The sequence below is a fragment of the Caenispirillum salinarum AK4 genome (genome assembly GCF_000315795.1).
GTDB classification, from domain to species: domain Bacteria; phylum Pseudomonadota; class Alphaproteobacteria; order Rhodospirillales; family Rhodospirillaceae; genus Caenispirillum; species Caenispirillum salinarum.
Map to the genome: position 1 here is coordinate 1 of NZ_ANHY01000007.1, position 24,704 is coordinate 24,704.

The 24,704-nt window shown below is 69.8% G+C and carries 25 protein-coding genes; 18 read left to right on the forward strand and 7 right to left on the reverse strand.

The window, feature by feature from the left end; genetic code table 11:
• Positions 1-99 precede the first annotated feature (99 nt).
• Complete coding sequence (locus C882_RS23075; RefSeq protein ID WP_009540130.1) at positions 100-1,035, forward strand: phytoene/squalene synthase family protein; 936 nt, start codon at positions 100-102, stop codon at positions 1,033-1,035.
• 15 nt (positions 1,036-1,050) lie between these two features.
• Here the strand turns inward: C882_RS23075 and C882_RS08305 are convergent, their stop codons facing one another.
• Complete coding sequence (locus C882_RS08305) at positions 1,051-2,061, reverse strand: zinc-binding metallopeptidase family protein (protein WP_009540131.1); 1,011 nt, start codon at positions 2,059-2,061, stop codon at positions 1,051-1,053.
• A gap of 46 nt (positions 2,062-2,107) precedes the next feature.
• The gene (locus C882_RS08310; protein ID WP_009540132.1) at positions 2,108-2,839 is read right to left on the reverse strand and encodes a winged helix-turn-helix domain-containing protein; all 732 of its coding nucleotides are present in this window, start codon (positions 2,837-2,839) and stop codon (positions 2,108-2,110) included.
• A 313-nt stretch (positions 2,840-3,152) separates the two neighbouring features.
• Between C882_RS08310 and C882_RS08315 the strand changes: the two genes are divergently transcribed.
• The 9 genes from C882_RS08315 to C882_RS08355 all read left to right on the forward strand — a co-directional run bounded on the left by C882_RS08315 (position 3,153) and on the right by C882_RS08355 (position 12,397).
• Positions 3,153-3,335, forward strand: coding sequence for a Flp family type IVb pilin (locus C882_RS08315; protein ID WP_009540133.1), 183 nt, complete (start codon positions 3,153-3,155; stop codon positions 3,333-3,335).
• Positions 3,336-3,481: 146 nt separating this feature from the next.
• Positions 3,482-4,030 (forward strand): prepilin peptidase, encoded by a 549-nt coding sequence (locus C882_RS08320; RefSeq protein WP_009540134.1) that lies wholly within the window; start codon positions 3,482-3,484, stop codon positions 4,028-4,030.
• A gap of 22 nt (positions 4,031-4,052) precedes the next feature.
• Positions 4,053-5,267: a Flp pilus assembly protein CpaB gene (gene cpaB, locus C882_RS23080; RefSeq protein WP_009540135.1), complete on the forward strand. Its 1,215-nt coding sequence runs from the start codon at positions 4,053-4,055 to the stop codon at positions 5,265-5,267.
• A 99-nt stretch (positions 5,268-5,366) separates the two neighbouring features.
• Positions 5,367-6,830 (forward strand): type II and III secretion system protein family protein, encoded by a 1,464-nt coding sequence (locus C882_RS08330; RefSeq protein ID WP_009540136.1) that lies wholly within the window; start codon positions 5,367-5,369, stop codon positions 6,828-6,830.
• A gap of 38 nt (positions 6,831-6,868) precedes the next feature.
• Positions 6,869-7,516, forward strand: coding sequence for a CpaD family pilus assembly lipoprotein (locus C882_RS08335; RefSeq protein ID WP_009540137.1), 648 nt, complete (start codon positions 6,869-6,871; stop codon positions 7,514-7,516).
• A gap of 82 nt (positions 7,517-7,598) precedes the next feature.
• Positions 7,599-8,741 carry an AAA family ATPase gene (locus C882_RS08340; RefSeq protein ID WP_152415261.1) on the forward strand — a complete coding sequence of 381 codons (1,143 nt, stop codon included), beginning with the start codon at positions 7,599-7,601 and terminating at the stop codon, positions 8,739-8,741.
• An 81-nt stretch (positions 8,742-8,822) separates the two neighbouring features.
• Positions 8,823-10,319: a CpaF family protein gene (locus C882_RS08345; protein ID WP_009540139.1), complete on the forward strand. Its 1,497-nt coding sequence runs from the start codon at positions 8,823-8,825 to the stop codon at positions 10,317-10,319.
• The gene (locus tag C882_RS08350) at positions 10,312-11,415 is read left to right on the forward strand and encodes a type II secretion system F family protein (RefSeq protein ID WP_009540140.1); all 1,104 of its coding nucleotides are present in this window, start codon (positions 10,312-10,314) and stop codon (positions 11,413-11,415) included. The genes C882_RS08345 and C882_RS08350 overlap by 8 nt, the downstream gene beginning before the upstream one ends.
• Positions 11,416-11,431: 16 nt before the next feature.
• On the forward strand, positions 11,432-12,397 hold the full coding sequence (locus C882_RS08355) for a type II secretion system F family protein (RefSeq protein WP_009540141.1): 966 nt from the start codon (positions 11,432-11,434) through the stop codon (positions 12,395-12,397).
• Between the two features lie 38 nt (positions 12,398-12,435).
• On the opposite strand, the gene C882_RS23085 is transcribed toward C882_RS08355, so the two are convergent.
• Positions 12,436-13,266, reverse strand: coding sequence for a tetratricopeptide repeat protein (locus C882_RS23085; RefSeq protein ID WP_009540142.1), 831 nt, complete (start codon positions 13,264-13,266; stop codon positions 12,436-12,438).
• 45 nt (positions 13,267-13,311) lie between these two features.
• Positions 13,312-14,082: a Crp/Fnr family transcriptional regulator gene (locus tag C882_RS08365; protein ID WP_009540143.1), complete on the reverse strand. Its 771-nt coding sequence runs from the start codon at positions 14,080-14,082 to the stop codon at positions 13,312-13,314.
• A 263-nt stretch (positions 14,083-14,345) separates the two neighbouring features.
• Between C882_RS08365 and C882_RS08370 the strand changes: the two genes are divergently transcribed.
• Both C882_RS08370 and C882_RS08375 read left to right on the forward strand, forming a co-directional pair.
• Positions 14,346-15,803 (forward strand): ATPase domain-containing protein, encoded by a 1,458-nt coding sequence (locus C882_RS08370; protein ID WP_009540144.1) that lies wholly within the window; start codon positions 14,346-14,348, stop codon positions 15,801-15,803.
• The gene (locus C882_RS08375; RefSeq protein ID WP_009540145.1) at positions 15,800-16,891 is read left to right on the forward strand and encodes a sensor histidine kinase; all 1,092 of its coding nucleotides are present in this window, start codon (positions 15,800-15,802) and stop codon (positions 16,889-16,891) included. Before C882_RS08370 ends, C882_RS08375 begins: the two co-directional genes overlap by 4 nt.
• A gap of 34 nt (positions 16,892-16,925) precedes the next feature.
• Here the strand turns inward: C882_RS08375 and C882_RS08380 are convergent, their stop codons facing one another.
• On the reverse strand, positions 16,926-17,393 hold the full coding sequence (locus tag C882_RS08380) for a DUF983 domain-containing protein (RefSeq protein ID WP_009540146.1): 468 nt from the start codon (positions 17,391-17,393) through the stop codon (positions 16,926-16,928).
• A 260-nt stretch (positions 17,394-17,653) separates the two neighbouring features.
• Here C882_RS08380 and C882_RS24995 point away from each other — a divergent pair, with 260 nt between their 5' ends.
• Positions 17,654-19,015: a hypothetical protein gene (locus tag C882_RS24995; RefSeq protein ID WP_009540147.1), complete on the forward strand. Its 1,362-nt coding sequence runs from the start codon at positions 17,654-17,656 to the stop codon at positions 19,013-19,015.
• A gap of 74 nt (positions 19,016-19,089) precedes the next feature.
• On the opposite strand, the gene C882_RS08390 is transcribed toward C882_RS24995, so the two are convergent.
• Both C882_RS08390 and C882_RS08395 read right to left on the reverse strand, forming a co-directional pair.
• The gene (locus C882_RS08390) at positions 19,090-19,767 is read right to left on the reverse strand and encodes a haloacid dehalogenase type II (protein ID WP_009540148.1); all 678 of its coding nucleotides are present in this window, start codon (positions 19,765-19,767) and stop codon (positions 19,090-19,092) included.
• Between the two features lie 51 nt (positions 19,768-19,818).
• Positions 19,819-20,586 (reverse strand): SDR family oxidoreductase, encoded by a 768-nt coding sequence (locus C882_RS08395; protein ID WP_009540149.1) that lies wholly within the window; start codon positions 20,584-20,586, stop codon positions 19,819-19,821.
• A 336-nt stretch (positions 20,587-20,922) separates the two neighbouring features.
• Here C882_RS08395 and paaA point away from each other — a divergent pair, with 336 nt between their 5' ends.
• From paaA to paaE, 5 genes are read left to right on the forward strand one after another with little or no spacing between them, the layout of a single operon-like run.
• Positions 20,923-21,891 (forward strand): 1,2-phenylacetyl-CoA epoxidase subunit PaaA, encoded by a 969-nt coding sequence (gene paaA / locus C882_RS08400; RefSeq protein WP_009540150.1) that lies wholly within the window; start codon positions 20,923-20,925, stop codon positions 21,889-21,891.
• A gap of 55 nt (positions 21,892-21,946) precedes the next feature.
• Entirely contained in the window at positions 21,947-22,234 is a 288-nt protein-coding gene (gene paaB / locus C882_RS08405; RefSeq protein WP_009540151.1) for a 1,2-phenylacetyl-CoA epoxidase subunit PaaB, read from the forward strand.
• 16 nt (positions 22,235-22,250) lie between these two features.
• Entirely contained in the window at positions 22,251-23,090 is an 840-nt protein-coding gene (gene paaC, locus C882_RS08410) for a 1,2-phenylacetyl-CoA epoxidase subunit PaaC (RefSeq protein ID WP_009540152.1), read from the forward strand.
• A gap of 5 nt (positions 23,091-23,095) precedes the next feature.
• Positions 23,096-23,593, forward strand: coding sequence for a 1,2-phenylacetyl-CoA epoxidase subunit PaaD (paaD, locus tag C882_RS08415; protein ID WP_043644545.1), 498 nt, complete (start codon positions 23,096-23,098; stop codon positions 23,591-23,593).
• 12 nt (positions 23,594-23,605) lie between these two features.
• Entirely contained in the window at positions 23,606-24,670 is a 1,065-nt protein-coding gene (gene paaE, locus C882_RS08420) for a 1,2-phenylacetyl-CoA epoxidase subunit PaaE (protein ID WP_009540154.1), read from the forward strand.
• Positions 24,671-24,704 lie beyond the last annotated feature (34 nt).

The window sequence follows — 24,704 nt, forward strand, 5'->3', positions numbered from 1 at the left end:
CGCCTGACCCCGGCCGGGGGGTGGCGGCGCGGGGGGCGGCCCCCATCTTGAGTGGCCCGCCCGCCCCGACCGCTCCCCGAGGCCGAGGACCCGTCCGCCATGACCGCACCCGCCGCACCGGCCAGCCAGGCCGGCACCAGCATCACGCTCCTGAAAGGAGCGGCGCGGCTGCTGGCGGGCGAGCGGCGGCGGGATGCCGTGGCGCTGGGTGATGCCTGCCTCGCCGCCGGCGCCCTGGCCGCCCAGCGCACCGGCCGTCATGGCGCCCGCATTCGCCTGCGCCGCCTGCGCGCCGCCCTCCGCGCCGGGGAAGCCTCCGACGATCTGGCCGCGCCCTTCCTCGACCTGCACGGGCGGTGCGGACTGCGGCTGGACATGGCGGAGCTGTTCGTCACGACGCTGCTGCGCGACACGGAAGACCCCGTGATCGAGACGTGGAACGGCCTGATCCGCTACTGCCACGGCTCGGGCGGAACGGTGGCGGTGATGCTCGCGCCCGTGCTGGGCGCAGCGGCCGAGGCCGAGGACGTGCTGCCGTTCGCCATCGACCTGGGCATCGCCGTGCGGCTGGTGGATATCGCCCGCGACACACGCCACGATGCTGAATGCGGCCGCGTCTACCTGCCCGCTGCCCTTCTGCCCCGCTCCGTCACGCCGGCACGTCTGGCCGAGGGCGCGCCGGCCGCCGTCGCGGCTGCGCACGGAGTCGCGCAGAAGCTGTTGAAGCGCGCCGCCGTCCACTTCCGCAGCGCGGAGTCGGGGCTGTCCGCCCTGCCCGCCCGCTCCCGCGCCGCCGTGCTGGTCGCCATCCGCCAGCACGAGGCCCTGGGCGAGCGCATCGCCGACGCCGCGCCAGAGACATGGTGGCAGCGCCCCACCACGTTGCCGGCCATGGGGCGGACGTGGCGCACGGGGCGCACGCTGGCGGGATTTGCCACCGACAGCCGTTTGCGTAACGGCCACCAGCCGCCGCCCGAACACGTCGCCGCGCTTCACCGGCCGCTGCGGGGGCTGCCGGGCGTTCCACGCCCCTAGCGCGCCCCTTACTATCTATAAAGACTCCGCCCGCACGATCCGGTGCACGAAGCCCAGCTTCGCCACCACGGCATCCGACAGTACGAAGGGATAAAGGTCCGCCTGGCCCATGCTGCGGTTCAAGCTGTTAACCGCCACCGTCAGGGGCACCCAGGCCTCCAGAATGCGGTCCAGCTCTTGCTCGGCGTAGGGGTCGAAATCGGCCGCCAGCCGTGCGCCGTCGCCGCCGGCGCGGGGACGGCTGCGCAGGCCGAAGGCATAGGCGGTTTCCAGCGCATCGACCATGTGAAGATAATGCGCGAAGCACTCCGCCCAGTCCTCCCAGGGGTGGGAGGCGGCATAGCGGCTGATGAAGCCCCCGCGCCAGGCGCCGTCATCGGGCGCGTCGTAATGGGCCTGGAGCGCCTGCGCGTAGTCCGCCGTCTCGTCCCCGAACAGGGTGCGGAACTCTGCCAGTGCCGGCCCGTCCTTCACGCGCAGGTCCCACACCCAGTGCCCCACCTCGTGCCGGAAATGGCCGAGCAGGGTGCGGAAGGGCTCGGCCATGGTGTCGCGCTGGCGTTCCCGCTCCACCGGGTCGGCCTCGGCTATGTTGATGGTGACGACGCCGCCCGCGTGGCCGGTCATCACCTCGCGGAACTCGGGGTCGGGGTCGGCCAGGAAGTCGAAGGCAAGGCCGGCTTCCGGCGACTCCGTCTTGGGCGTCAGCGGCAGGCCCAGCCGCATGAGGCTGTAGACCGCCCGGTGCTTCGCGGTCTCCAGCCGGCGCCACAGGACGACGTGGGCGTCTGCCGTCAGGTCGGGGATGGTGCGGTTGAGCCGGCAGGCCCGGCAGAACGCCTGCCCCGGCTCCGCCAGCCAGTTGCAGGCGCCGTGCGCGGCATTGGCGCACAGGGCGTCGCCGCCGTCGGGCGATCGCAGGCGCAGGACGTGCGGATCGAAGGCCAGGGCCGCGCCGCAGGTTTCGCAGCGCGTGTTTTCGAAATAAAGCAGGCTGCCGCAGGTGTCGCACTCGAACAGGCGCATGGCCGATTCTCCCAAGGGACCGTCCGGAGAGGAACGCCGGCGGCGGTCAGTACGGCAACTCGCCGAACATGTATCCTTCGCCGTAGACGGTGACGATCAGTTCCGGGTGGGCGGGGTTGGGCTCGATCTTCTTGCGCAGGCGCCCGATCAGCACGTCGACGGTCCGGTCCGTCGGGTTCCAGCCGCGGCCGACGGCGTCCATCAGCGCGTCGCGGCTCATCACGCGGCCGGGATTGTCCACCAGCGCCTTGAGCACCGCCGCCTCCTGCCGGGTCAGCATCACCGGCTGCTCATCGGTGCCGATCAGCAGCCGCTTGCCGTGGTCGAACACCCAATCGGCGAAGCGCACCCGATCCGCCCCCCTGAGCACGGCAGCGGTGCCGGCTGTGGACACCCGCCACATGAGATTGCGGCAGCGCACGGCCAGCTCTCGCGGCTCGAACGGTTTGGTGACGTAGTCGTCGGCGCCCATCTCCAGCGCCACGATGCGGTCCACCACCTCGGTCCGCGCCGTCAGCGCGATGAGCCCGATGGCCGAGGCCGCCCGCAGGTCGCGGATGAGCATGAGGCCGTTGCCGTCGGGCAGGTCAAGCTCGGTCACCACCAGGTCGCAGGGCCGCACGTCCATCAGCCCCCGCACAGACGCCGCATCGACGGCGCCCAGGGCCTCCATGCCGCTGTCCCGCAGGGCGGACACCGCATGCTCGCGCGCTGCATCGTCACCATCCACGATGATGATGCACCGCCGGTCGCCCTGTTTTCGCGGTTCCTGCGCCATGCGCCCCGTCCGTTTCCACCACCGCGCGTGCAGCGGCTAACCCACCCTTACCTGAATTTACATTTCCTAACATTTTTCCCACAAGTGCGTCACCTCTTTCACAAACGTTTTTCACATCATCTGGCTATACTCCAAAAGACAGAGGGGGACATAGGCCGATCGGCCAGAGGCATAAGGGGCCCCTCCTTGACGGACCAGCCCCGCCGCGACACCGCGGCAACCGCCTCTCCCACCGGACCACCGCCTCCCTCGCGGATACAGGTTTCAGACGCGCCGCGATCGCGGCCATGGACTTAACGCGGAGGATAAGATCATGCGCACCATCATCGCTCGTTTCCGTAAGGACGAATCCGGCGCCACCGCCATCGAATACGGCCTGATCGCCGGCCTGATCTCCGTCGTCATCATCGGCGGCGTGACCCTGGCGGGTACCGAGATCCAGGCTCTGTTCACCACCATCCAGAACAGCCTGACCGGCGTCGGCACCGGCGCCTGACGCCACCCACCACGGCCGCGCGGGCCGCTCCCCCCACGGAACCCCCACAGGCCCGCGCGATCCCACAGGGAGCCGGCCGCCGATCCACCGGCGGCCGGCTTTCCTCGTTTCCGCCCGATCCCCTTTCGGCAGGGAGCAGGTCCGCCATGTTGTCCTACGGTCTGTCCGACATGAACACCATCGCCGACCTGCTGCGCACGCTCAGCGTGCTGGTGCTGTGCGGGGTGGTCACCTATGCGGCGGTGGTCGACGCCCTGACCTTCGAGATCTCCAACACCGTCTCGCTGGTCATCATCGGCGCCTTCGCCGTCTGGCTCCTGACCGGCGCGCCCACCGGCGAACTGGCGCTGGAGCGCCTGACGGCCCACGTGCTGACCGGCGGCGCCGTGCTGATTGGCGGCGTCCTTTTGTTCGCGGCCGGAGCCTTCGGCGGCGGTGACGCCAAGATGCTCGCCGCCGTGGCGCTGTGGGCCGGTCCGCAGTGGGTCGGCCTGCTGCTTCTGTTCACCGCGCTCTACGGCGGCTTCCTGTGCCTGGCTCTGCTGATGGCGCGAGCCGCCGCCCGCCGGACGGACAGCGTGCCGCCGCTTTTGGAACCGCTGCTGAGCGGCGAGACGCGGGTGCCCTACGGCATCGCCATCGCCGCCGGCACCCTGACCCTGTTCTTCGTGCCCGCTTCGGTGGCGGGCGCGTAATGCTGCAAGTGAGGAGGCCGCCATGCGTGGGCTCATGATCGTCCTGGTGATCGTCGCGCTGGCCGCCGCCGGCGGCGTCAGCTTCTTCACCAACCGCCTCATCGACGAAGTGCGCGACAAGCCCGCCACCCCGCTGGAGGCCGAGGTGCCGACGCCGCCCATGGTCGCCGTCGCCGCCTCCGACATCGCCCCCGGTGCGACGCTGACGGACAAGGCCGTGCGCTGGCAGCCGTGGCCGGCCGACGCCCTGCGCCCGGAATACGCGCTGGTGCCGGCCAACGCCGCCCAGCCCGAGGCCGTGAAGGCCAACGCCCTGCCCCGCTTCGCCGGCAAGGTTGCGCGCCGCCCCATCGCCGCCGGTCAGCCGCTGACCGACGAACTGGTGTTCACCCGCGGCGACGCCGGGTTTCTTGCCGGCACGCTGGAAAAGGGCTTCCGCGCCGTCGCCGTACCGGTGGCCGCCGACAGCGCCGCCGCCGGCTTCATCCTGCCGGGCGACCGCGTCGACGTGATCCTGTCGCAGGACGTGCGCCGTCATGTGGGCGAAGCCGTCGCCGCCCAGGCGCGCGACGTCGCCCTGGTGCGCTACGCCGCCGAAACGGTGGTGGAGAACGTGCGCGTGCTGGCCGTCGACCAGTCCATGGCCGCCGGCGAGGAGGCGGCCGACGTCGTCGAGACCGCGACGCTCGAAGTCACCCCCGACCAGGCCGAGGCGCTGGCCGTCGCCCGTCACATGGGCGCCATCAGCCTGACGCTGCGCAGCCTTGAGGAACCCGCCATGATGGTGGCAGGCGATGCCGGCCCCGCCATGGACGAGGCCGGGGACATCGTGCAGGCCAGCGGCGTGGCGCTGGCTGTGGGTCGCCAGGCGGCCGGCACCTGGGTGGGCGACGTGGAGGTCAGCCCGAGCCTTGCGGCCGTCGCCGGCTTCGACCGCAACGGCAATCCGCTTCCGTCCGCACAGCCTGCCGCCCCGGCAGCGCCCGCCGCCGAGACCGGACCGGCGCCCGAGCCGGAGCCCTGGCGGGTCACCATCCACCGAGGCCGGGAGCCAGCGGAGGTGGTGCGTGGTCGCGACGACGAGGACGCCGCTGACGCCGGGGATCAGGGGTTCGACGAGGTCTATCGCGGCAGCCCGGCCCCCGCCGTCAATGCCGACCGCCTCAACCGCGGGTTCTCGGCCATGCGCGGCGGGGCGTTTGGCGGCACCCCTACGCGGATCATCGGCGGCGGATAAGGAATTCAACGCTTAATCGCCCGACTCTGACGTGATACCGTAAGGCCCATCAAGACAAAGAGGCTGGTCCGGGTACGGACGAGGGGAAGGACCGACGGAATGACCCACCGCATGCGGCACCTGGGTGCCGTTTTCACCGCCATGGTCTTTCTGGCCGCGACGCCGGCCGCCGGGCAGGAGGATGAGGCGACGCCTGCCGCGCCGGCTCCGGCCGGGGCGGCGGCCGACCCCGCCGCCACGCCCGTTCCCGTCACCCGCCGGCCCGACGCGCCGGCTACGCCCGTCGACACGGCCCGGACCTACGCCGTGAAGGTCGGCCAGTCGGTGGCGCTGGAACTGCCGCGCCCCATCAGCGACGTGGTGGTCGCCGACCCGGAAACCGCCGACGTGGTGGTGCAGCAGCCCACCAAGGTTTTCGTCCTGGGCCGCGAACCAGGCACCACGAACATGTTCTTCGTGGACGACACCGGCGAGGTGATCCTCAACGCCCGCGTCCTGGTGGCGCCCGACGTGGCCGCCGTGCGCGAGGCCCTCCGCGACCTTCAGCCCGCCAGCGCCATCGACATCAAGACGGTCAACGAAAGCATCCTGATGTCGGGCGTCGTGCAGTCCGCCGCCGATGCCGCCGACGCCGAGGCCGTGGTGCAGGCCTTCATGGGCGCCGACACCAGCGTCATCAACGCCCTGCGCATCGCCGGCGACCAGCAGGTGCTGCTGCAGGTGACGGTCGCCGAGATCAGCCGCACGACGCTCAAGAGCCTGGGCGTCGAGACCTCGGTGGACGTGGGCAACCAGACGCTCCAGACCGTCACCAGCTTCGCCCGCGACGTCACCGGCGGTGTGTTCGGCCAACTGGCCGTGGACGCCGGCATCGACAGCATCGCCTTCTCCGCGCTGGAGCGTGAGGGCCTGGCCAAGATCCTGGCCGAGCCCGCGCTGACGGCCATTTCCGGCGAGACCGCCAACTTCCTGGTGGGCGGCGAGTTTCCCCTGCCCACCGGCGCCGACCGTGACGACGAGGGCAACGTGGAGGTCACCGTCGAGCTGCGCGAGTTCGGCGTGTCGTTGAGCTTCACGCCGGTGGTGCTGGCCAACGACCAGATCAACCTGCGCATCGCCACCGAGGTCAGCAACATCACCGAGGAGAACGCCATCGACCTGGCGGGCGTGCGCATCCGCGGCCTGTCGGTGCGGCGGGCGGACAGCACGGTCATGCTGCCCTCGGGCGGCAGCCTTATGATCGCGGGCCTCATCCAGAACGACGAGTTCAACCGCGTGGAGGGCATTCCGGGCCTCATGGACATGCCCATCCTGGGCGCCCTGTTCCGCAGCAACCAGTTCCAGACCAACCGCACCGAACTGGTGGTGGCCGTGAAGGCCTTCCTGGTGCGCCCCATCGAGTTCGGCCCGCGCATGGCCTATCCCACCGACGGCTTCGTGCCGGCCAACGACCTGGACATCTACCTCTACGGCCGCCTGCGGTCCACCTATGGCCCCAAGGACGGCGAACCGGCCGGCGAGCCCTATGTGATCGCCGGTCCCAGCGGATACATGATGCGATGACCGCCACGCCCGCTTCCGGTCAAGGAGACGCCCCGGCCATGACCGCCCACCACCGCACCGCCGCGTCCCGCCGTCCGCAGCTGGCCGGCGCCGTCGCGGCTGCCGTCCTGGCCCTGGGCCTGGCGGCCTGCGAGACGCCGCCCTCCCCGCCCGTGGCGGACCGCTATGGCATAGAGGTGGAGATCCGCACCTTCCAGGCCTCCGTCCCCGTGGGTGCGCGGGCGGAACTGCCGGCCGACTTCGTAACCGAGTACCGGCGGCGCGGTCGCGGAGCCATGCTGCTCACCGCCCCGCCGACACCCGAGGGCGAGCGCACCGCGCGCCGCCTCAAGCGATGGCTGGCGGACCAGGCCATCAAGGCCGACATCGTCACCGGCTACAGGCCCGAAGCGGTGGTGCAGGCGTCCTTTCCCGCGGCCGTCGCCGCCGTGCCCGAGTGCGGCAACTGGTCGGACGGCGACACCTACAATCCCAACCGCATGAAACCGCTGAACTTCGGCTGCGCCTACCAGCGCAACATCGGCCTGATGCTCGCCGATCCGGGCGACCTGCAGCAGGCCGATCCCATGGGCCGGCCTCGGGCACCCCGCCAGGTGGACATCGTGGAGAGCTACCGCCGCGGCGAACCCACGGCCACCACGTCACCGGCAGAGGAAGGTCGCCCGGCCAGCGACATCACCGAATAGGCCCGCAGCCGCCTGCAGGAGGACCCGTCCCATTCGCATCTCCATCCTGGCCTTCGTGACCTCCGAGGACCGCGCGCGCACGGTGCGCGACGCGACCGGCCTGCCGCGCCTGCACCGGGCCACCTTCACCGCCGAGGCCGGCGGGATGGCCGAGGCGCACGCCCACCTGTCGCGCCACGACAGCCCCGACGTCCTGATCCTGGAAACCGCCGACGACGCCGAGGCCCTGGTCCAGGGCCTGGACAGGCTGGCCGACGTTGTGCGGCCGGGCACCAAGGTCATCCTTCTGGGCGACAACAACGACATCGCGCTCTATCGCCGCCTGCTGTCCATGGGCGTGTCCGAGTACCTTTACGGCAGCGTAACGCCCGACGAGTTGGTCGACGCCGTCCAGCGCATCGCCTCCACCGACGGTGACCAGGCCGGGGGCGGCCGGGTCGTCGCCGTCTTCGGCACCGCCGGCGGCGTCGGCACCAGCACGGTTGCGGTGAACATGGCCGACGCCATCGCGGCCCGCGGCGACGAGAGCGTCGTGCTGGTGGACCTGGACCTGTGGTTCGGGGTCGATGCCCTGGCGCTCAACCTCACGCCCCGCCAGGGTGCGGCCGACGCACTGAGCGACCCCAACCGTATCGACGACATGCTGCTGGACCGCGTGCTGGAAAAGCACGGGGACGGCGTTCAGGTGCTGGCCGCCCCCGCCTCGCCCGAGGTGGCCGCGCCGCCGTCGGAGGACGCGCTGGAAAAGCTTCTGTCGGTGCTGCGGCGGAAGATGGACGTGGTGGTGCTCGACCTGCCGCGCCTGTGGACGCCCTGGGTCAAGACCGCGCTGATCGAGGCGCGGGAGACGGTGCTGGTGACCTACCCCGACCTCGCCAACCTGCGCAACACCCGCTCCATCGTGGACGTCATCGGCCCGGCCCGCGCGGGCGGCGCCCCGCGCATCGTCTTCAACCGCGCCGGCCTCAGCCGCAAGAACGAACTGACGGCCGGCGACTATTCCGAAGCCCTGGGCCACGCCCCCGCTGCCGTTCTGCCCTTCGAGCCGGCGCTTTGCGCATCCGCCATGAACCAGGGCCAGACGCTGCGCCAGGCCGGCCGGACCAATGCCCTGACGCGCGCCATCGGCACCCTTGCCGACACCGTCGATCCGCCGGCCGGAAAGGGGACCGGCAAGGGGCGTCCCCGGCTCAGCCTCAAGACTTTGTTCACTCACGGACGCTAGACTGGCGGTTCGGGGCGCCCTGCCCCGACGCCGTCCCGCCCCCACGTCCGCAACCCTTCGCGAAAGCCCGAGCCCCCGCCCATGTTCGGCCGCCGACAAGGTCCCGTTCCGCCGCCTTCTCCCGCCCGGCCCGCGCCGGCCCGGCCGGCCGCGCCCGCAGCGGCGGAGACCGCGCCGGATCAGCCCGTCGGCGGTGCCGCCAAGCCGGCTCCGGCCGGGTCCGCGCCGCGCGGTGAGCCGACGCCGAGCCCCGCACCCGCCGCCAAGGCCGAGCCGAAAAGCGCGACCGCCGGCGCATCGGCGGCCGCGGACCGCCTGCACGACGTGAAGGTGGAGGTGTTCAACGCCCTGATCTCGGCCATGGACCTGGCGCAGCTGTCCGCCCTGTCGCCCGAGGCCGTGCGCGAGGAGCTGACAGACGTCATCTCCGAGATCATCTCCATGCGCGGCTTCAGTCTGTCGGCGGCCGAGCAGAAGCAGGTGGTCGACGACATCTGCAACGATGTGCTCGGCCTGGGTCCGCTGGAACCGCTGCTGGCGCGCGACGACATCGCCGACATCATGGTCAACGGCGCCGACAAGGTCTACATCGAGGTCGGCGGCCGCATCCAGCTGACCGACATCAAGTTCCGCGACAACGCGCAGCTGATGAACATCTGCCAGCGTATCGTTTCCGCGGTCGGGCGCCGCGTGGACGAGGCGAGCCCCATCTGCGACGCCCGCTTGGCCGACGGCTCGCGCGTCAACGTCATCGCCCCGCCGCTGTCCATCGACGGCCCGGCGCTGACCATCCGAAAATTCCGCAAGGACAAGCTGACGCTTGAGGAGCTGATCGGCTTCGGCACCATTTCTCCGGCCGGTGCCGTGGTGCTGGAGGTCATGGCCGCCAGCCGGTGCAACATCCTGGTCTCCGGCGGCACGGGCTCGGGCAAGACGACGCTCCTGAACATCCTGACCAACTACATCGAGCACACCGAGCGCGTCGTCACCTGCGAGGATTCGGCCGAGCTTCAGCTCAAGAACCCGCATGTGGTGCGCCTGGAAACCCGCCCGCCCAACCTGGAGGGGGCCGGCGAGATCACCATGCGCGACCTGGTGAAGAACTGCCTGCGCATGCGCCCCGAACGCATCGTCGTCGGCGAGGTGCGCGGGCCCGAGGCCTTCGACCTGCTGCAGGCCATGAACACCGGCCACGACGGCTCCATGGGCACGGTCCACGCCAACAGCCCGCGCGAGGCCATCTCGCGCCTGGAAAACATGATCGCGATGGGCGGCTACAACCTGCCGCCCAAGGCCACGCGCGAGCAGATCGCAGCCGCCGTGGACGTGATTGTCCAGGCCTCGCGCATGCGCGACGGCAGCCGCAAGATCACCCACATCACAGAGGTCGTCGGCATGGAAGGCGACGTGGTGACGCTGCAGGATCTGTTCGTCTACGACTTCGAGGGCGAGACCGCCGACGGCAAGATCATCGGCCGGCACCGCGGAACGGGCCTCCGCCCGGCGGTGTGGGACAAGGCGCGGTACTTCGGCCTGGCCGGGCGGCTGGCGGAAGCGTTGGAGATTCCCAATGCCTGACGCGCTGGGCCTCATCGCGCCGGCGGCAGCGGCCGCCGCCAACGCCGCCGTTCCGGCGGCGGAGGCCGAGGGTGCGGTGTCGGGCATGGTGCTGTCGCTGGTAGGGGCGCTGATCCTCATGCTCGTCGCCCTGGCCGCGCTTCTGGTGGTGCTGGTGGCCGACGGGCCGCGCCGCCGCCTGCGCCGACGCATGAGCGCCATCGGCCTGGTGGACGGCCCGCCCGGCGCTGCCGCCGGCGGCGCGCGCCTCATGCGGGCGGGGGCGCGCGGCGGGTCGCAGGCGGCCCGGCAGAAGCGTATCCAGGAAAAGCTTCAGGAGCTGGAGGGCAAGAACACCGGCAAGGCCCAACGGCGCAACCAGTTGCGCGCCGACCTTGTGCAGGCCGGACTGGACTGGGACGTACGCAAGTATACCGGCGTCATGATGGGATCGGGCGTCGCCATCACCATGGCGGTCATGCTGATGCTGGGCAACGTGCTGCTGGCCCTGGCCGCCGGCGTCGTGGGCGCCTTCGGCGTGCCGCGGCTGATCCTGCGGTGGAAGGCGGCGCGCCGGCGCAAGGCTTTCGTGCGCGAGTTCCCCAACGCCATCGACGTGCTGGTGCGTGGCATGCGCTCGGGCCTGCCGGTGGGCGAGTGCATGGGCATCGTCGCCCGCGAAAGCCCCGAGCCCCTGTCGGGCGAGTTCAAGCACCTGGTGGACGGCATGCGCCTGGGCATGTCCATGGAAGAGGTCATGCACCGCGCCACCGAGCGCCTGCCCGTGCCGGAATACCGCTTCTTCGCCATCGTCCTGCAGATCCAGCAGCAGACGGGCGGCAATCTGGCCGAGACGCTGTCCAACCTGTCCAACGTGCTGCGTGACCGCAAGAAGCTGCGCGACAAGGTCAAGGCCATGTCGTCGGAAGCCAAGGCCTCGGCCGCCATCATCGGATCGCTGCCGTTCATCGTCGGGGGCATCGTCTACCTGGTGAACGCCGACTACATCATGCTGCTGTTCACCGAGTTCGCGGGCAACGTCATCGTCGGCGGCGGCATCGCATGGATGCTGCTGGGCATCGCCATCATGGCGAAAATGATCAATTTCCGTATGTAGCGGGCCGGAGACCGCCGTGGAGCTGCTCAAGACCATCGACATGCAGGCCTGGATCACCGCGCTGACGTTCGTCGGCGCGGCGGCCACGCTGCTGGCTTTGCTGCTGCCCCTGCTCCGCCGCGACGAGCGCAGCCGGCGCCTGAAGGCGCTCAAGCAGCGCCGCGAGCAACTCCGCCAGGAAACCCAGCGCCAGCTGGAGCGCCGCAAGGCCGAAGCGCGCGGGCCGAAAAAGCACGTCACCCTCATGCGCAAGGTGCTGGACCGCCTGCGCCTGGGACATCTGGTCTCCAGCCGGTCACTGCAGCAGCGGCTGTCGGCGGCCGGTTACCGGCAGCCGCAGGCGCCGGTGGTCTACGTGTTCGTGCAGGTGGTCGCGCCCTTTGTCTTCGCCGGCGTGGCGCTTCTGCTGATCGGCCTTGCGCGCGAAGCACCGTCGACGGGGATGCAGATCCTCATCGTCAGCGGCCTGACGGCGGCGGGCCTGCTGCTGCCCTGGATTCTCCTGAAGAACGCCGCCGACAAGCGCCGGGCGGAAATCACGCTCTATTTCCCCGATGCCCTGGACCTGCTGGTCATCTGCACCGAGGCCGGGCTGTCGGTGGACGCCGCCTTCGCCCGCGTGACCGAGGAACTGGCCGAAACCTCGCCCGTGCTGGCCCAGGAACTGAGCATCACGGCCGCCGAACAGGCCTTTCTGGGCGACCGCCGAAAGGCCTACATGAATCTGGCGGAACGCACCGGCGTGCCGGCGGCGCGCGCACTGGCGACCTCTCTCGCGCAGGCGGAAAAGTACGGCACGCCGGTCAGCCAGGCGCTCAAGGTGCTGTCGCAGGAGAATCGCGAGGAACGGCTGTCCCGGGCCGAACGCAAGGCCGCCGCCCTGCCGGCGCAGTTGACGGTGCCGATGATCATCTTCTTTTTGCCGGTGCTTCTGGTGGTCATCATCGGCCCGGCGATCATCCAGGTGTTCAAGACGTTCTGAGGCGGCCGTCCGGCCGGTTCGGCTACGCCGCTTCCCCGCTACTCCGCCTCCCGCGTCGCCGCCTCCGCCCCTGCGAGCCGGCGCAGGTCGGCCACCGCGCGCTCGGCCAGGTCGGCGGGCAGGTGCTGGCGGACCATGCGCTCGGCGCGCGGCACGTCGCCCTTCATGGCGTACAGCAGTGCAAGGTTCTGCCGCACCTGGAGCGGCGCGCCCGGGCGCTTGGCCTGCTTTTCCAGAAGTGCGACGCCCTGGTCGATGTCGCCCGTCATCGCCAGCGACAGGGCGTAGTTGTTGGCCGCCTCCACGTCGTCGGGCGCCAGGGCGAGGGCCGTCTGATAAGCCGTGCGCGCGTCCTGCGGACGGTTCAGGCGGTCGTAGGCGATGCCGAGAAGCTTCTGCATGGGGGCATCGCCCGGGTCCTGGGCGCGCATGTCCTCCAGCAGCGCCGCCGCATCGGGCACCAGCCCGCCGGCAAGCTGCGCCTTGGCCAGTTCCAGCTTCACCGCCCGCACCTCCGCACCACGCTCGGGCAGGTCGTCCAGCAGCCGTTGCAGGACCAGCATGGCCTCCTGCGGCTGGCCGGCATACCGCAGCAGCCGCGCCTGGTCGAGCCGGGCCGGCAGCGGGTCGTCCAGGCGCTCCGCCAGCCGGCCATAGTGGGCGGCGGCCTTCTCGAACTGGGCGTCCTGCTCCGCCCGCTCGGCCATCGAGCGCAGCGCCGACGTCACCGCCGCACCGTCGCGCGCCGACCGCTCCACCCGGTCGCCCTGGCCCGCCTCTCCGGCGCAGCCGGTCAGCGCCAGGCCGAGGGCAAGGCCGAGCGTCGCGGATCGGAACGTCGTGCGGACAGCGGTGCGGCGGCGGGTCATGGAGGCGTCGGAACTCCGGCTGGATGCGCGTGTCGGCGGTCAGGTTCAGGTAAGGTGCGCCAGCAGGCGCAGGCGGGCAAGGTCGCGGATGATGAGGGTCTTGTGCCGGCGCTCCACCAGGCCTTCGCGGGCCAGCTGCCCGACGGCGGCGGCCACGGTTTCGCGGTCGGCCCCGACCCATCCGGCGATGTCGCCGTGGGCCGGCAGGGGATCGACCGCCCAGGTGCCGTCGCCGACGGCGCGAGGCTCGGCCAGGCGCACCAGTTCCATGAACACGCGCTGGCGCGGGGTCAGGGTCGACAGGCTGTGAACGCGCCGGTTGAGCGAGCGGATGAAGCCGGCGAACCGGCGCAGCAGCGCCATGGCGAGCGGCGGATGGGCCTCCACGAGGTCGAGGAAGTCCTCGCGCGGCAGGATGGCGAGCAGGCCGTTGTCCAATGCCACCGCCCGCGCCGACCGGGGCCGGCCATCCACCGCCGCCAGTTCGCCGAAGGTGTCGCCGCTTGTGAACTCTGCCAGTGTCACCAGTTCACTGAGGGAGCTTTCCGGGACGGCGTCGGCGCCCTCGGCGGGCGCCGCCCGATCGGCATCGTCCGGTCCGTCCCGGCGGATGACGATACGCAGCTTGCCGCGCACGATGAAGAACACCGCCGCGGTCGGATCGTCGAGTTCAAACACCACGTCGCCGGGCCGCGTCTCCCGCCATTGGCAACGGGCCTCCACCGCGCGCAGGCGCTCGGCAGGGATGGCGCGCAGAAGGTCGATGGCGGCGAGGGAGCGACCGGAGGCCTCGGCGGCGGATGAGGGTTCGGCCATGGAAGAGTGTCCAGACACGGTACGGGGTTGTGCAGCCGCCCACGACAGGAGCGGACGGCAGGGTCGGCAACACTCTATCGGCCCCTCGCGCGACCGGCAACGGCCACCGTCACAGACAGCGCCGCCCGGGGCCCGACGCCGCGCTTTCGTTTGCCGCCTCCCATGGGGTCCGATATGCTTCCACAACAGGAACAATCGCTTAAGGATGCGCGCCGGGCCAAACGGCTGTTTCAGCAGTGCATTTCGGGACAGGGAGCCATTTCGTGGGTCAAGCAGCTGAAAAGACGCTTATCGGGTCCGGCATAAGGGGCCTCGACCACATCCTGAACGGCGGCCTGCCTCGCGGCCACGCCTATGTCGTCATCGGCGAGCCCGGCACCGGCAAGACGACGCTGGGCCTTCATTTCCTGCTTGAGGGGCTGAAGCAGGGTGAGCGGGTGCTGTACCTGACCCTTTCCCAGACCGAGGACGAATTGCTCGGCATCGCCCGGTCCCACGACATAGAACTCGACGCCGGAATCGTGCGCGAATTGTCGCCGAGCGGCCTCGCCCGCTTGGCCACGCGCGACCAGACGGTGCTGCAGACCACCGACGTCGAGTTCGCCGCCACCATGAACGCGATCGAGAACATCATCAAGGAAACGGCGCCCGCCCGCCTTGTGCTGGACACCGTCGGCGAGATCCGGCTGCTCAGCAGTTCCCCGCTCCGCTTCCGCCGCCAGTTCCTGGAAATCAAGGACATGCTGGGCCGGCACGGCGTCACGGGGGTGGTCCTGGACACGGCGGAAAGCTCGGACATCCTGTCGGGGGACATCGACGCCATGGCCCATGGCGTCATCCGCATGACCTGGAACCTGCCGCCGCACGGCACCGCCCGCCGCCGCATCGCCGTCACGAAACTGCGCGGCCATGCCTTCGTGGAAGGCTACCACGACATGACCATCCGCCGCGGCGGCGTGGAGGTCTATCCGCGCATCCTGCCGCGCCAGCACGAAACCGACAAGCCGGTGCCCAGCCTTGGCAGCGGGATCGAGGACCTCGACGCCCTGTACGGCGGCCAGTTGTCGGGCGGCGGCACGCTCATGCTTGCCGGATACGCAGGCACCGGCAAGTCCACGCTGCTGACCGCCTATGCCCGCAACGCCGCCAGGGAAGGCCGGCGGGCGGCGCTGTTCCTGTTCGAGGAGCGCCCAGACATTTTCCGCCAGCGCGCCGCCGACCTCAGCCTGGGCCTCGACGATCAGCCCGGCACCGTGCAACTGAACCGTATCGATCCCATGGAGGTCTCGCCCGGCCAGTTGTTCCAGCACATCCAGGCCGAGGTTCATGCCGGCGCCGACATCATCGGCATCGACAGTCTGCAGGGCCTCGTCGCGGCCATGCCGGACGAGCGCGAGGCGATGACGCAAATCCACAGCCTGCTCAGCTTCCTGGGCCGCCACAAGGTGCTGACCATCCTGACCATGAACATCCAGGGCATCGTCGGGGCCGGCGCCCGCCCCGATGTGGACATGAGCCTGATGGCCGACACCATCCTGCTGCTGCGCCAGTACGAGGCCACAAGCGAAATCCGCCGCACCCTGGCCGTCGTCAAGAAGCGCTACGGCCCGCACGAAACGGTCTTGCGGGAGTTCTCCATCACGTCCGACGGCCTCAGCGTCCATCCCATCCGGGATGACGTGGACATGCGCCGCCACTTCCAGCTGGGTGTGCCGCATTGACCGGCGACCTGCCCGGCCCCGACGCCGCGACCGGACCGCCGGACGCCGGAACGGCCGTCGTGCTGGCACCGTTCGGCGGTGATGCCGCCATCCTGGTGGAGGCGCTGCAGGCCGCCGGCGTGCCGGTGCGGCGGGGCGACGCCAACGGCGCCCTTCCCACGGCGCCCAAGGCCATCAAGGCCCTGCACCCGGGCATCCTGCTGCTGACGGAGGAAGCGCTCGGCCCTGCCGTCGTTGCGGCTCTGGCGGGCTTCCAGGCGGCGGAACCGCAGTGGTCCGCACCGCCCGTCATCCTGCTCTGCAGCACGGGAACGGACGTGCGCCGCCTGACCGCCCCCCTTCTGTCCCGGCGGCCGGACACGCCGCTGACGGTCCTGCGCCGCCCGACCACCGAGGCCGACCTGCTGACCGCCGTGCGCAGCGCGCGGCGCGTCCGGGCCGTGCAGCTTCGCACGCGGGACGTGCTGGAGGAACGCGAGCGGTCGGAACAGTGGGCGCGGTTCCTGCTGAACGAACTCAGCCACCGCACCAAGAACATGTTCTCCATGGTGCTGGCCCTGGCACGGCAGACCATGCGCCAGACGCCCCAGACGCCCGAAGCCTTCATGAAAACCTTCGAGGGCCGGGTGCACACGCTGGCCGAGGCCTATTCGGCGCTGACCCGCAACGACTGGCAGGCGGCCACGGTGGGCGACCTGGCCGAACATGTTGTCCTCCCCCTGGCCGAGGACGACGGGTCGCGCGGCCGGGTGACGCTGGCCGGGCCGGTCCTCGCGGTACCGCCCGCCACGGCAACGACGCTTGCGCTTGCCATGCACGAACTGGCAACGAACGCCACCAAGTACGGCGCCCTCTCCACAACCGGCGGCACCGTTCGCATCACCTGGTCCCGCACACCCGGCGGACTCGGCCGGCTGGAATGGCGGGAGCGGGACGGTCCGCCGGTGACACCGCCGACACACATGGGGTTCGGCACGCGCGTCATCACCGGCGCCATCAAGACGGAAGCCGGCGGAGACGCCGACATGCGGTTCGAGCCCGAAGGCCTGACCTGCATCCTGACCTTCCAGACCAGCAGGACGAGTTGACCCGTCTCCGGCAGGACCGGCGCACCGGTGGCGCCTAATACTGGTGCTCGTCCCCGCGCAAGCCCAAGGCCCACATGAAGCCGAGCCCCATGCCCTTGGCGCGGGGCAGGAACAGCAGCACCATCTCCAGCCCGATGGGCACCCACAGCAGCAGGTGCACCAGAAGCGACGGAGCGAACAGTTTTTCCACCAGGATCGCCAGCGGCACCAGCGTGTGACCGATCACGAAAATGCCCAGCCACGGGGCGAAGTCGTCGGTGCGGATATGGTCATAGGCCTCGCCGCAGTGGCCACACGACGGGCTGGGCGTCAGGAAGCCCGTCAGCAGCCTGCCCTTGTCGCAGTTGGGGCACCGGAGCATGAAGCCCCGCCGCATGGCGCGCAGGATAGGCCCCTTGCGGGCCCGCTCGGCCGCCCGCTGGTGCTTGTGGATTTCCCAATCGCGCTCCCATTCCGTCAGGCGATACTCGGGTCGCGGCGACTTGTCGGGACGATGTGTCATGGCGGCGCCTCGCGCGGTTGCAGGCCTTCAGCATACCCGACGAACGCCCGGCGCTGGCAAGAGTGCGAATTGGATGCATTTCCATAAATGATCTGGGGGTGACACAACGGATCGACGTGGCAACCCCGTCCATCACTGTTCGTTGCGACAGTAGACGGCCGGGCGACGCCAGTGACCGGAGGAAAAAGAGGAAGATGAGTAGAAAGCGTCGTCCAGTAATTTCACGATCATCGTGCAACGATGCAGAGAGGACAACGCCCATGACTCTCATGTGCAAGCGCACCCGATCCACGACGCTCGCGTCCGCCCTGATGACCGGCATCGCCACCGTGGCCCTGACGGCCGGCGGTGCGCTGGCGCAGGACAATGCAACCAACACGGCCGAGCAGAACGGCGACATTCAGACGCCGACGAACCTCGGCACCTCCGCCGAGACCAACGGCGAGCAGGATGCCGCCGCCGGCGCGGAGACGGCCGACACCGGCGCCGACACCGATCAGGAGCAGGCGGCCGCCCCCACCGGCACGACGGGGGATACCGAAACCGACGCCGCCACCGAATTCTATGACGAGGATTCCGAGCCCGTCCCGTCCTTCGGCGAAGGAATGACCGGCGAGACGGCCGCCACCGGCGCCGGCACCGGCACCGGCACCGCGACCGGCCAACCCGACGCCGGGGCCGGCGCGGAGGAAAAGGTCGCCGCCGATCAGCCGCAGTTCGAGCAGCAGCGGGCCAAGCGCCTTCTGCAGGCCCTGAGCGAGGGCCGCGATCTGCCGCCGGGCACCATGGTGATGGTCGTGCCGCAGGATGCCTTCGATGCGGGCTATCACGACCCCCAAAGCCGCATGAGCACGGACCGCGAGAGCTTCTCGGCCGAAACGCCGGGCAATCTGGTGGTCATCCCCATGAGCCGCGACCAGCTTCAGCGCATGCAGGACATGCCCGGCGGCCAGGGCCAGCAGATGGCGCAGCAGGGCCAGGGCCAGCAGGATGAGTCCTGGGCGCAGCGCCGCGAGGACCGCATGATGCAGCGCTACCAGCGCATGCTCGACCAGCAGGACGCCATCGACGCCGAAGAGTTCCGCCGCCGCATGCAGCAGGACGGCGGACAGCAGATGGGTCAGATGGGCCAGATGGGCCAGATGGGCCAGCAGATGGGCCAGATGGGCCAGCAGATGGGCCAGATGGAGATGAACCGGAACCAGCAGATGCGCCAGATGCAGCAGCAGGCGCAGCGTGACGGCCAGATGGACCGCTATCGCGAGTTTCGGGCGGACCGCCTGTCGCAGCTGGACGAGGACTACAGCCGCTGGCGCGCCGATCAGCTGAGCGAGATGGACCGCAGCTACCAGCAGTGGCGCGAAAACTTCCAGCGCCGTCTGGACCAGGCCTATATGGACCAGCGCCGCCAGCAGCAGCGCGGCCAGATGATGGGCCAGATGCAGGGCCGCGACCAGGGCCAGCAGATGGGCATGCGGGGCTCGGAGCTTCACTTCTACGACCCGCAGACCGGCGCGGTGATCGACCCTGATCTCGCCTACGTCCTGCCGGACGGCCGCGTGATCGTCGACGCGATGCCGCACGTCCCGGGCATTCAGCCCGAGGAACTGGCCGAACGCTAAAACGCTCAAGGCGTGAATGACGAACGGGCCGGAGCCTCAGTGGCTCCGGCCCGTTTCGCTTGCCCGTCGCGCCCCTACTCGGACAGCGCCAGCAGGCCGTCCACCACCTCAGTCAGCGAGGCGCCCGTCACCGACGGCTGACGGAAAATGGCGGGAAAGGGCTCGTGCCGGGCGACGTAGCCCGTGGACAGTCCGGCCGCCGCCGCACCGTGGATGTCCCACGGATGCGCCGCCACCAGGGCGCATTCCTCGGGCGTGATGCCGCAGGCGGACGCGGCCTTGTGGTAGACCTCGCGCCGGGGCTTTGCGAGTCCCACGTCCTCGACGCTCAGCACATGGGCCACCATATCGCGCAGGCCGGCGCCCTCGAACAGCGCTTCCGTCGCCGAGAGGCTGCCGTTGGACAGGGCGACGGCCATGACACCCGCCTCCCGCAGCGCCTCCAGCGCCGGGCGCGCGTCGTCGTGGGGCGGCAGCTTGGCGAAGGTGGACAGCACCCGGTCGCGCTGGGCCTCGTCCGGGTCGGTGCCGTGGTCGCGGGCGACGGCGATCAGGTTTGCTTCCAGCACGCTGCGGAAAGGTTCGAAGCAGTCCGTCGCCGCCAACGCAAACGCGTCACGCAGCGACCGGGCGAACCACGTCGGCAGGGCGTCGCTGCGCACACCGATCTCCTCCAGCCGATCACGCAGCGGATGGAGGGAGAAGGTGGTCTCGATCACGTCGAAGGCGACGACCTTGGGACGGTGGGCCATAAATGAACCTCCTGGATACTCGTTGGACTTGCCGTTACAACGCGCGCCGCGTCAGAAATGGGTGACGTGGCCGCCGTCGACAAAGAGTGTGTGCCCGGTGATGTAGGATGCCGCCGGCGAGGCCAGGAACACGACCGCCCCCGCAATCTCCGCCGGGCGGCCCCAGCGGCCGAGCGACGTTCGGCCCTTGAGCCAGGCGGCAATGCCATCGTCAGCGGCCATCTCCGCGTTGGCTTCGGTGGCGAAAAAGCCGGGCGCCACGGCATTGACCGTTACCCCCGCAGCGCCCAGTTCCGCTGCCAGCGCGCGCGTCAGCGCCTCCAGGCCGCCCTTGCTCATGGTGTATGCGGGGTCGCCCGCCCGCGCCACGGGACCGGCGATGGAGGTCATGTTGATGATCCGCCCTGCCCCTTTCGCGACCATGCCCGCCGCCGCCCGACGGCAGAGCAGGAAGGGCCCCATCAGGTTGCCCTCCACCACGGCGCGGGCGGCATCGGCCGGCAGGTCGGCAAGGCCCCGGCGGTCGCGGGTGCCGGCGTTGTTCACGAGAATGTCGAGCCCGCCATATTTTCCGTCGATCGTGGCGAACGCGGCAGCGACAGCGGCTTCGTCGGTCACGTCGAAGGCCAGAGGCTCGGCCGTGCCGCCCTCGGCGCGAATGGCCTCGACCAGCGGAGCCAGGCGATCTGCGGCGCGCCCGTTGACCAGCACCAGCGCCCCTGCCTCGGCCAGCGCCCGCGCCATGACAGCGCCGAGACCCCGCCCGGCACCCGTCACCAGTGCCACGCGGCCATCCAGCCGAAAGTCCGCAATCGCCATGCCCTGCCCTCCTGCTGCTGATCAAGCCCCGGCAGAAGTGCCACGGCGCGGCCTTCCCGGCAAGCGGAGGGCCTTGTCGCAGTGCTAACCATCGTGCCATTTATGACCATGAAAAATATAAGCGTATCAAATCGCGCGCCCCCCGCAGCCGCTCCGTTACGCACTGACAATCGGCATTTTTCGCCATTTTCTGCGTTGTAACCGATATGGCTAACCGCAACCCATCCTTAAAAGCGTTACACTTTCCTTGGCATCATCGGGATTTCTGTACTATATTCCAGACCATGGAAAACAGGCGGCCCGAACGGCCGCGTCCCTGTGGGAGGACACGCTGCGATGAAGGATGCCCTGACCGCCACCGATCCGCGCGAAACCGCGTTCGAGGAACACGTGAGCGCCGACGGCCAGGTCGAGCCCAAGGACTGGATGCCCGAGGCCTACCGCAAGACGCTGGTGCGCCAGATCAGCCAGCACGCGCATTCGGAAATCATCGGGATGCAGCCGGAAGGCAACTGGATCACGCGCGCGCCCAGCCTGCGCCGCAAGGTCGCCCTGATCGCCAAGGTCCAGGACGAGGCGGGCCACGGCCTCTACCTCTACAGCGCCGCGGAAACGCTGGGCGCCTCGCGCGACGACATGGTCGACGCCCTGCTGGAAGGGAAGGCCAAGTATTCCAGCATCTTCAACTATCCCACCCCGACCTGGGCCGACATCGGCGCCATCGGCTGGCTGGTGGATGGCGCGGCCATCACCAACCAGGTGCCGCTGTGCCGCACGTCCTACGGTCCCTATGCCCGCGCCATGGTGCGCGTGTGCAAGGAGGAGAGTTTCCACCAGCGCCAGGGCTACGAGATCATGCTCCAGCTTGCGCGCGGGACCGACGCTCAGAAGAAGATGGCGCAGGAGGCCCTGAACCGCTGGTGGTGGCCGTGCCTGATGATGTTCGGCCCGCCCGACCACGACAGCCCCAACTCCGCGCGCTCCATGGCCTGGAAGATCAAGCGCCACTCGAATGATGAGTTGCGCCAGCGCTTCGTCGACCAGACCGTGCCGCAGGCGGAATTCCTGGGCCTGAGCATCCCCGACCCCGACCTGAAATGGAACGAGGAGCGCGGCCACTACGACTTCGGCACCCCGCCGTGGGACGAGTTCATGGAGGTCGTCAAGGGCAACGGCCCCTGCAACCGCCAGCGCCTGAACGCCCGCCGCAAGGCCCATGACGACGGCGCCTGGGTGCGCGAGGCCGCCCTCGCCCATGCCGAGAAGCGCCGCGAGCGGGCCGAGGCGGCGTCGCAGGCGGCCTGACGAGCGGCTCTGCCGACAGCGATACAACGATAAGACACAGGGAACGGACAGGATCATGAGCAAGCAGCATTGGCCGCTCTGGGAGGTCTTCGTGCGCGGCAAGAACGGTCTCGCGCACAAGCACGCCGGTAGCATACGTGCCGCCGATGGCCGCATGGCGCTGGAGAACGCGCGCGACCTTTATACCCGCCGGGGCGAAGGCGCCTCGCTGTGGGTGGTGCCGGCCGAGGCCATCATCGCCAGCGCGCCCGAGGACAAGGGCGAGTTGTTCGACCCGGCCGACGACAAGGTCTACCGCCACCCGACCTTCTACGAGATCCCCGACGACGTCGGGCACATGTAAGGAGGGCGCCGGAGCCATGATCGACCCCCAAGCCTCTCCCCTGCCCGCCGGCACTGATCCGGCCGTGACACTGGGCACCATCGGCACCACCGTTCCGGGCGTCGATGCCGCCGACGTGGTGGCCTATGCACTCAGGCTCGGCGACGACAGCCTCATCCTGGGCCAGCGCCTGTCCGAGTGGTGCGCGAAAAGCCCGGAGATGGAACTGGACATCGCGCTGATGAACCTGTCGCTGGACCTGTTCGGCCGCGCGCGCACGCTGCTCTCCCACGCCGCCGCGCTGGAGAACGAGGGCCGCGACGAGGACAGCATCGCCTTCCTGCGCGACATCGGCGACTTCCGCAATGTCCTGCTGGTGGAGCAGCCCAACGGCGACTTCGCGGAAACCATCGTCCGTCAGGTGCTGTTCGACTGCTTCGACCTGCCCTTCCAGGAGGCGCTGGCCGCCTCGGCCGACGAAACCCTGGCCGCCGTCGCCGCCAAGGCCGTGAAGGAAAGCGCCTATCATCTGCGCTTTTCCGCCAATTGGCTTATCCGCCTGGGCGACGGGACCGAGGAAAGCCACCGCCGCGCGCAGGCCGCCCTGGATGCGCTGGCGCCCTATGCCCACGAACTGTTCGAGACCGACGCGCTGGAAGACCGCCTCATCAAGGCCGGCGTTGCCGTCGATCGCGCCGCCCTGCGCCCGCGTTTCGACGAGCGACTGGCGGCCATCCTCAAGGAGGCGACGCTCACCCTGCCCGGCACCGAGTGGCGGCCGACAGGCGGCCGGCGCGGCGAGCATTCCGAGGCGCTGGGCTTCCTGCTGGCGGAAATGCAGTGGATGCAGCGCGCCTACCCCGACAGCGAGTGGTGACCGCCATGCGCGATGCCACCGCCGAACAGCGGGCGTGGGAGGCCCTGGAAACCGTCTTCGACCCTGAAATCCCGCAGCTTTCCATCGTGGATCTGGGCATCGTCCGGGCGGTGGAGGCTGGCGGCGACGGAACGGTGCGGGCGGACCTGTCCCCCACCTACTCCGGCTGTCCGGCGGTGTCGGTGATCGAGCTGGACGCCGAGGTTGCTCTGCGCGCGGCCGGGTTCGCGTCGGTGACCATCAAGCGCGCGCTCTCGCCCGCCTGGACCACCGACTGGATCACCGACCGGGGCCGGCAGAAGCTACTGGAGGCCGGCATCGCGCCGCCCGCCGGGGAAGCCTCCAAAATGGCGCTGCTGGACCCGGAGGTCTCCTCCGTCACCTGCCCGCACTGCGGGTCGGAGAACACGGAACAGGTGTCCGAGTTCGGCTCCACGGCGTGCAAGGCGCTGCATCGCTGCCGCGACTGCCTTGAGCCCTTCGACTACTTCAAGTGCATCTGAGGACCATCGACCATGGCCCGCTTCAACACCCTGACCGTCAGCGACATCAAGCGCGAGACCGAGGACTGCGTCTCCATCGGCTTCGACGTGCCGGAGGACTTGCGCGACGCCTACGACTTCCGCCAGGGCCAGTACCTGACGCTGAAGACCACCATCGACGGCGAGGAAGTCCGCCGCAGCTATTCCATCTGCGCCGGCGTGCCCGAAGGCCGCCTGCGCGTGGCGGTGAAGACCGTGCCGGGCGGGGTGTTCTCCACCTACGCCAACTCCCGCCTTCACCCTGGCGACGTGCTGGAGGTGATGCCGCCGGCGGGCCGCTTCACCACGCCCATCGAGCCGGAAAAGGCCAAGAGCTACGTCCTGTTCGCCGCCGGCAGCGGCATCACGCCGGTCATGTCCATCGTCAAGACCGTGCTGGCGCTGGAGCCCGACAGCGACGTGACGCTGTTCTACGGCAATCGGCGCGGCGGCTCCATCATCTTCCGGGAAGACCTGGAGGACCTGAAGAACACCTACATGGACCGCCTGCGCGTCTTCCACGTCCTGTCCCGCGACGTGCAGCAGACCGACCTGCTGCGCGGCCGGCTGGACCGCGAGAAAGTGGACGCGCTGCTGGACGCCTTCGTGGACCTGGAGACCACCGATCACGTCTTCGTCTGCGGCCCCGAAGGCATGACGGAGGCCGTGCGCGATGCCCTGAAGGACCGGGCCTTCCCCTCGGGACATGTCCATTTCGAGCTGTTCGGCGCGCCCGGCCAGGCCAAGGCCGCCGCCAAGCCCGCCTCGGAGCCGACGGGCGAGCAGACGACGGTGCGCATCACCATGGACGGGCTGAACACCGAGTTCGCCATGGACCGCGCGGAAACGGTGCTGGACGCCGGCCGCACCGCCGGCCTGGACTTGCCCTTCGCCTGCAAGGGCGGCGTCTGCGCCACCTGCCGCTGCAAGGTGGTCGATGGCGACGTGGCGATGGACGTCAATTACGGCCTTGAAGAGGCTGAAGTGAAGGCAGGATACATCTTGTCCTGCCAAGCCCGCCCCAAGACGAAGAGCCTGACGGTGGACTTCGACGCCTGATCTTCGGTGGGCCTTCGCTTACGAACGATACAGC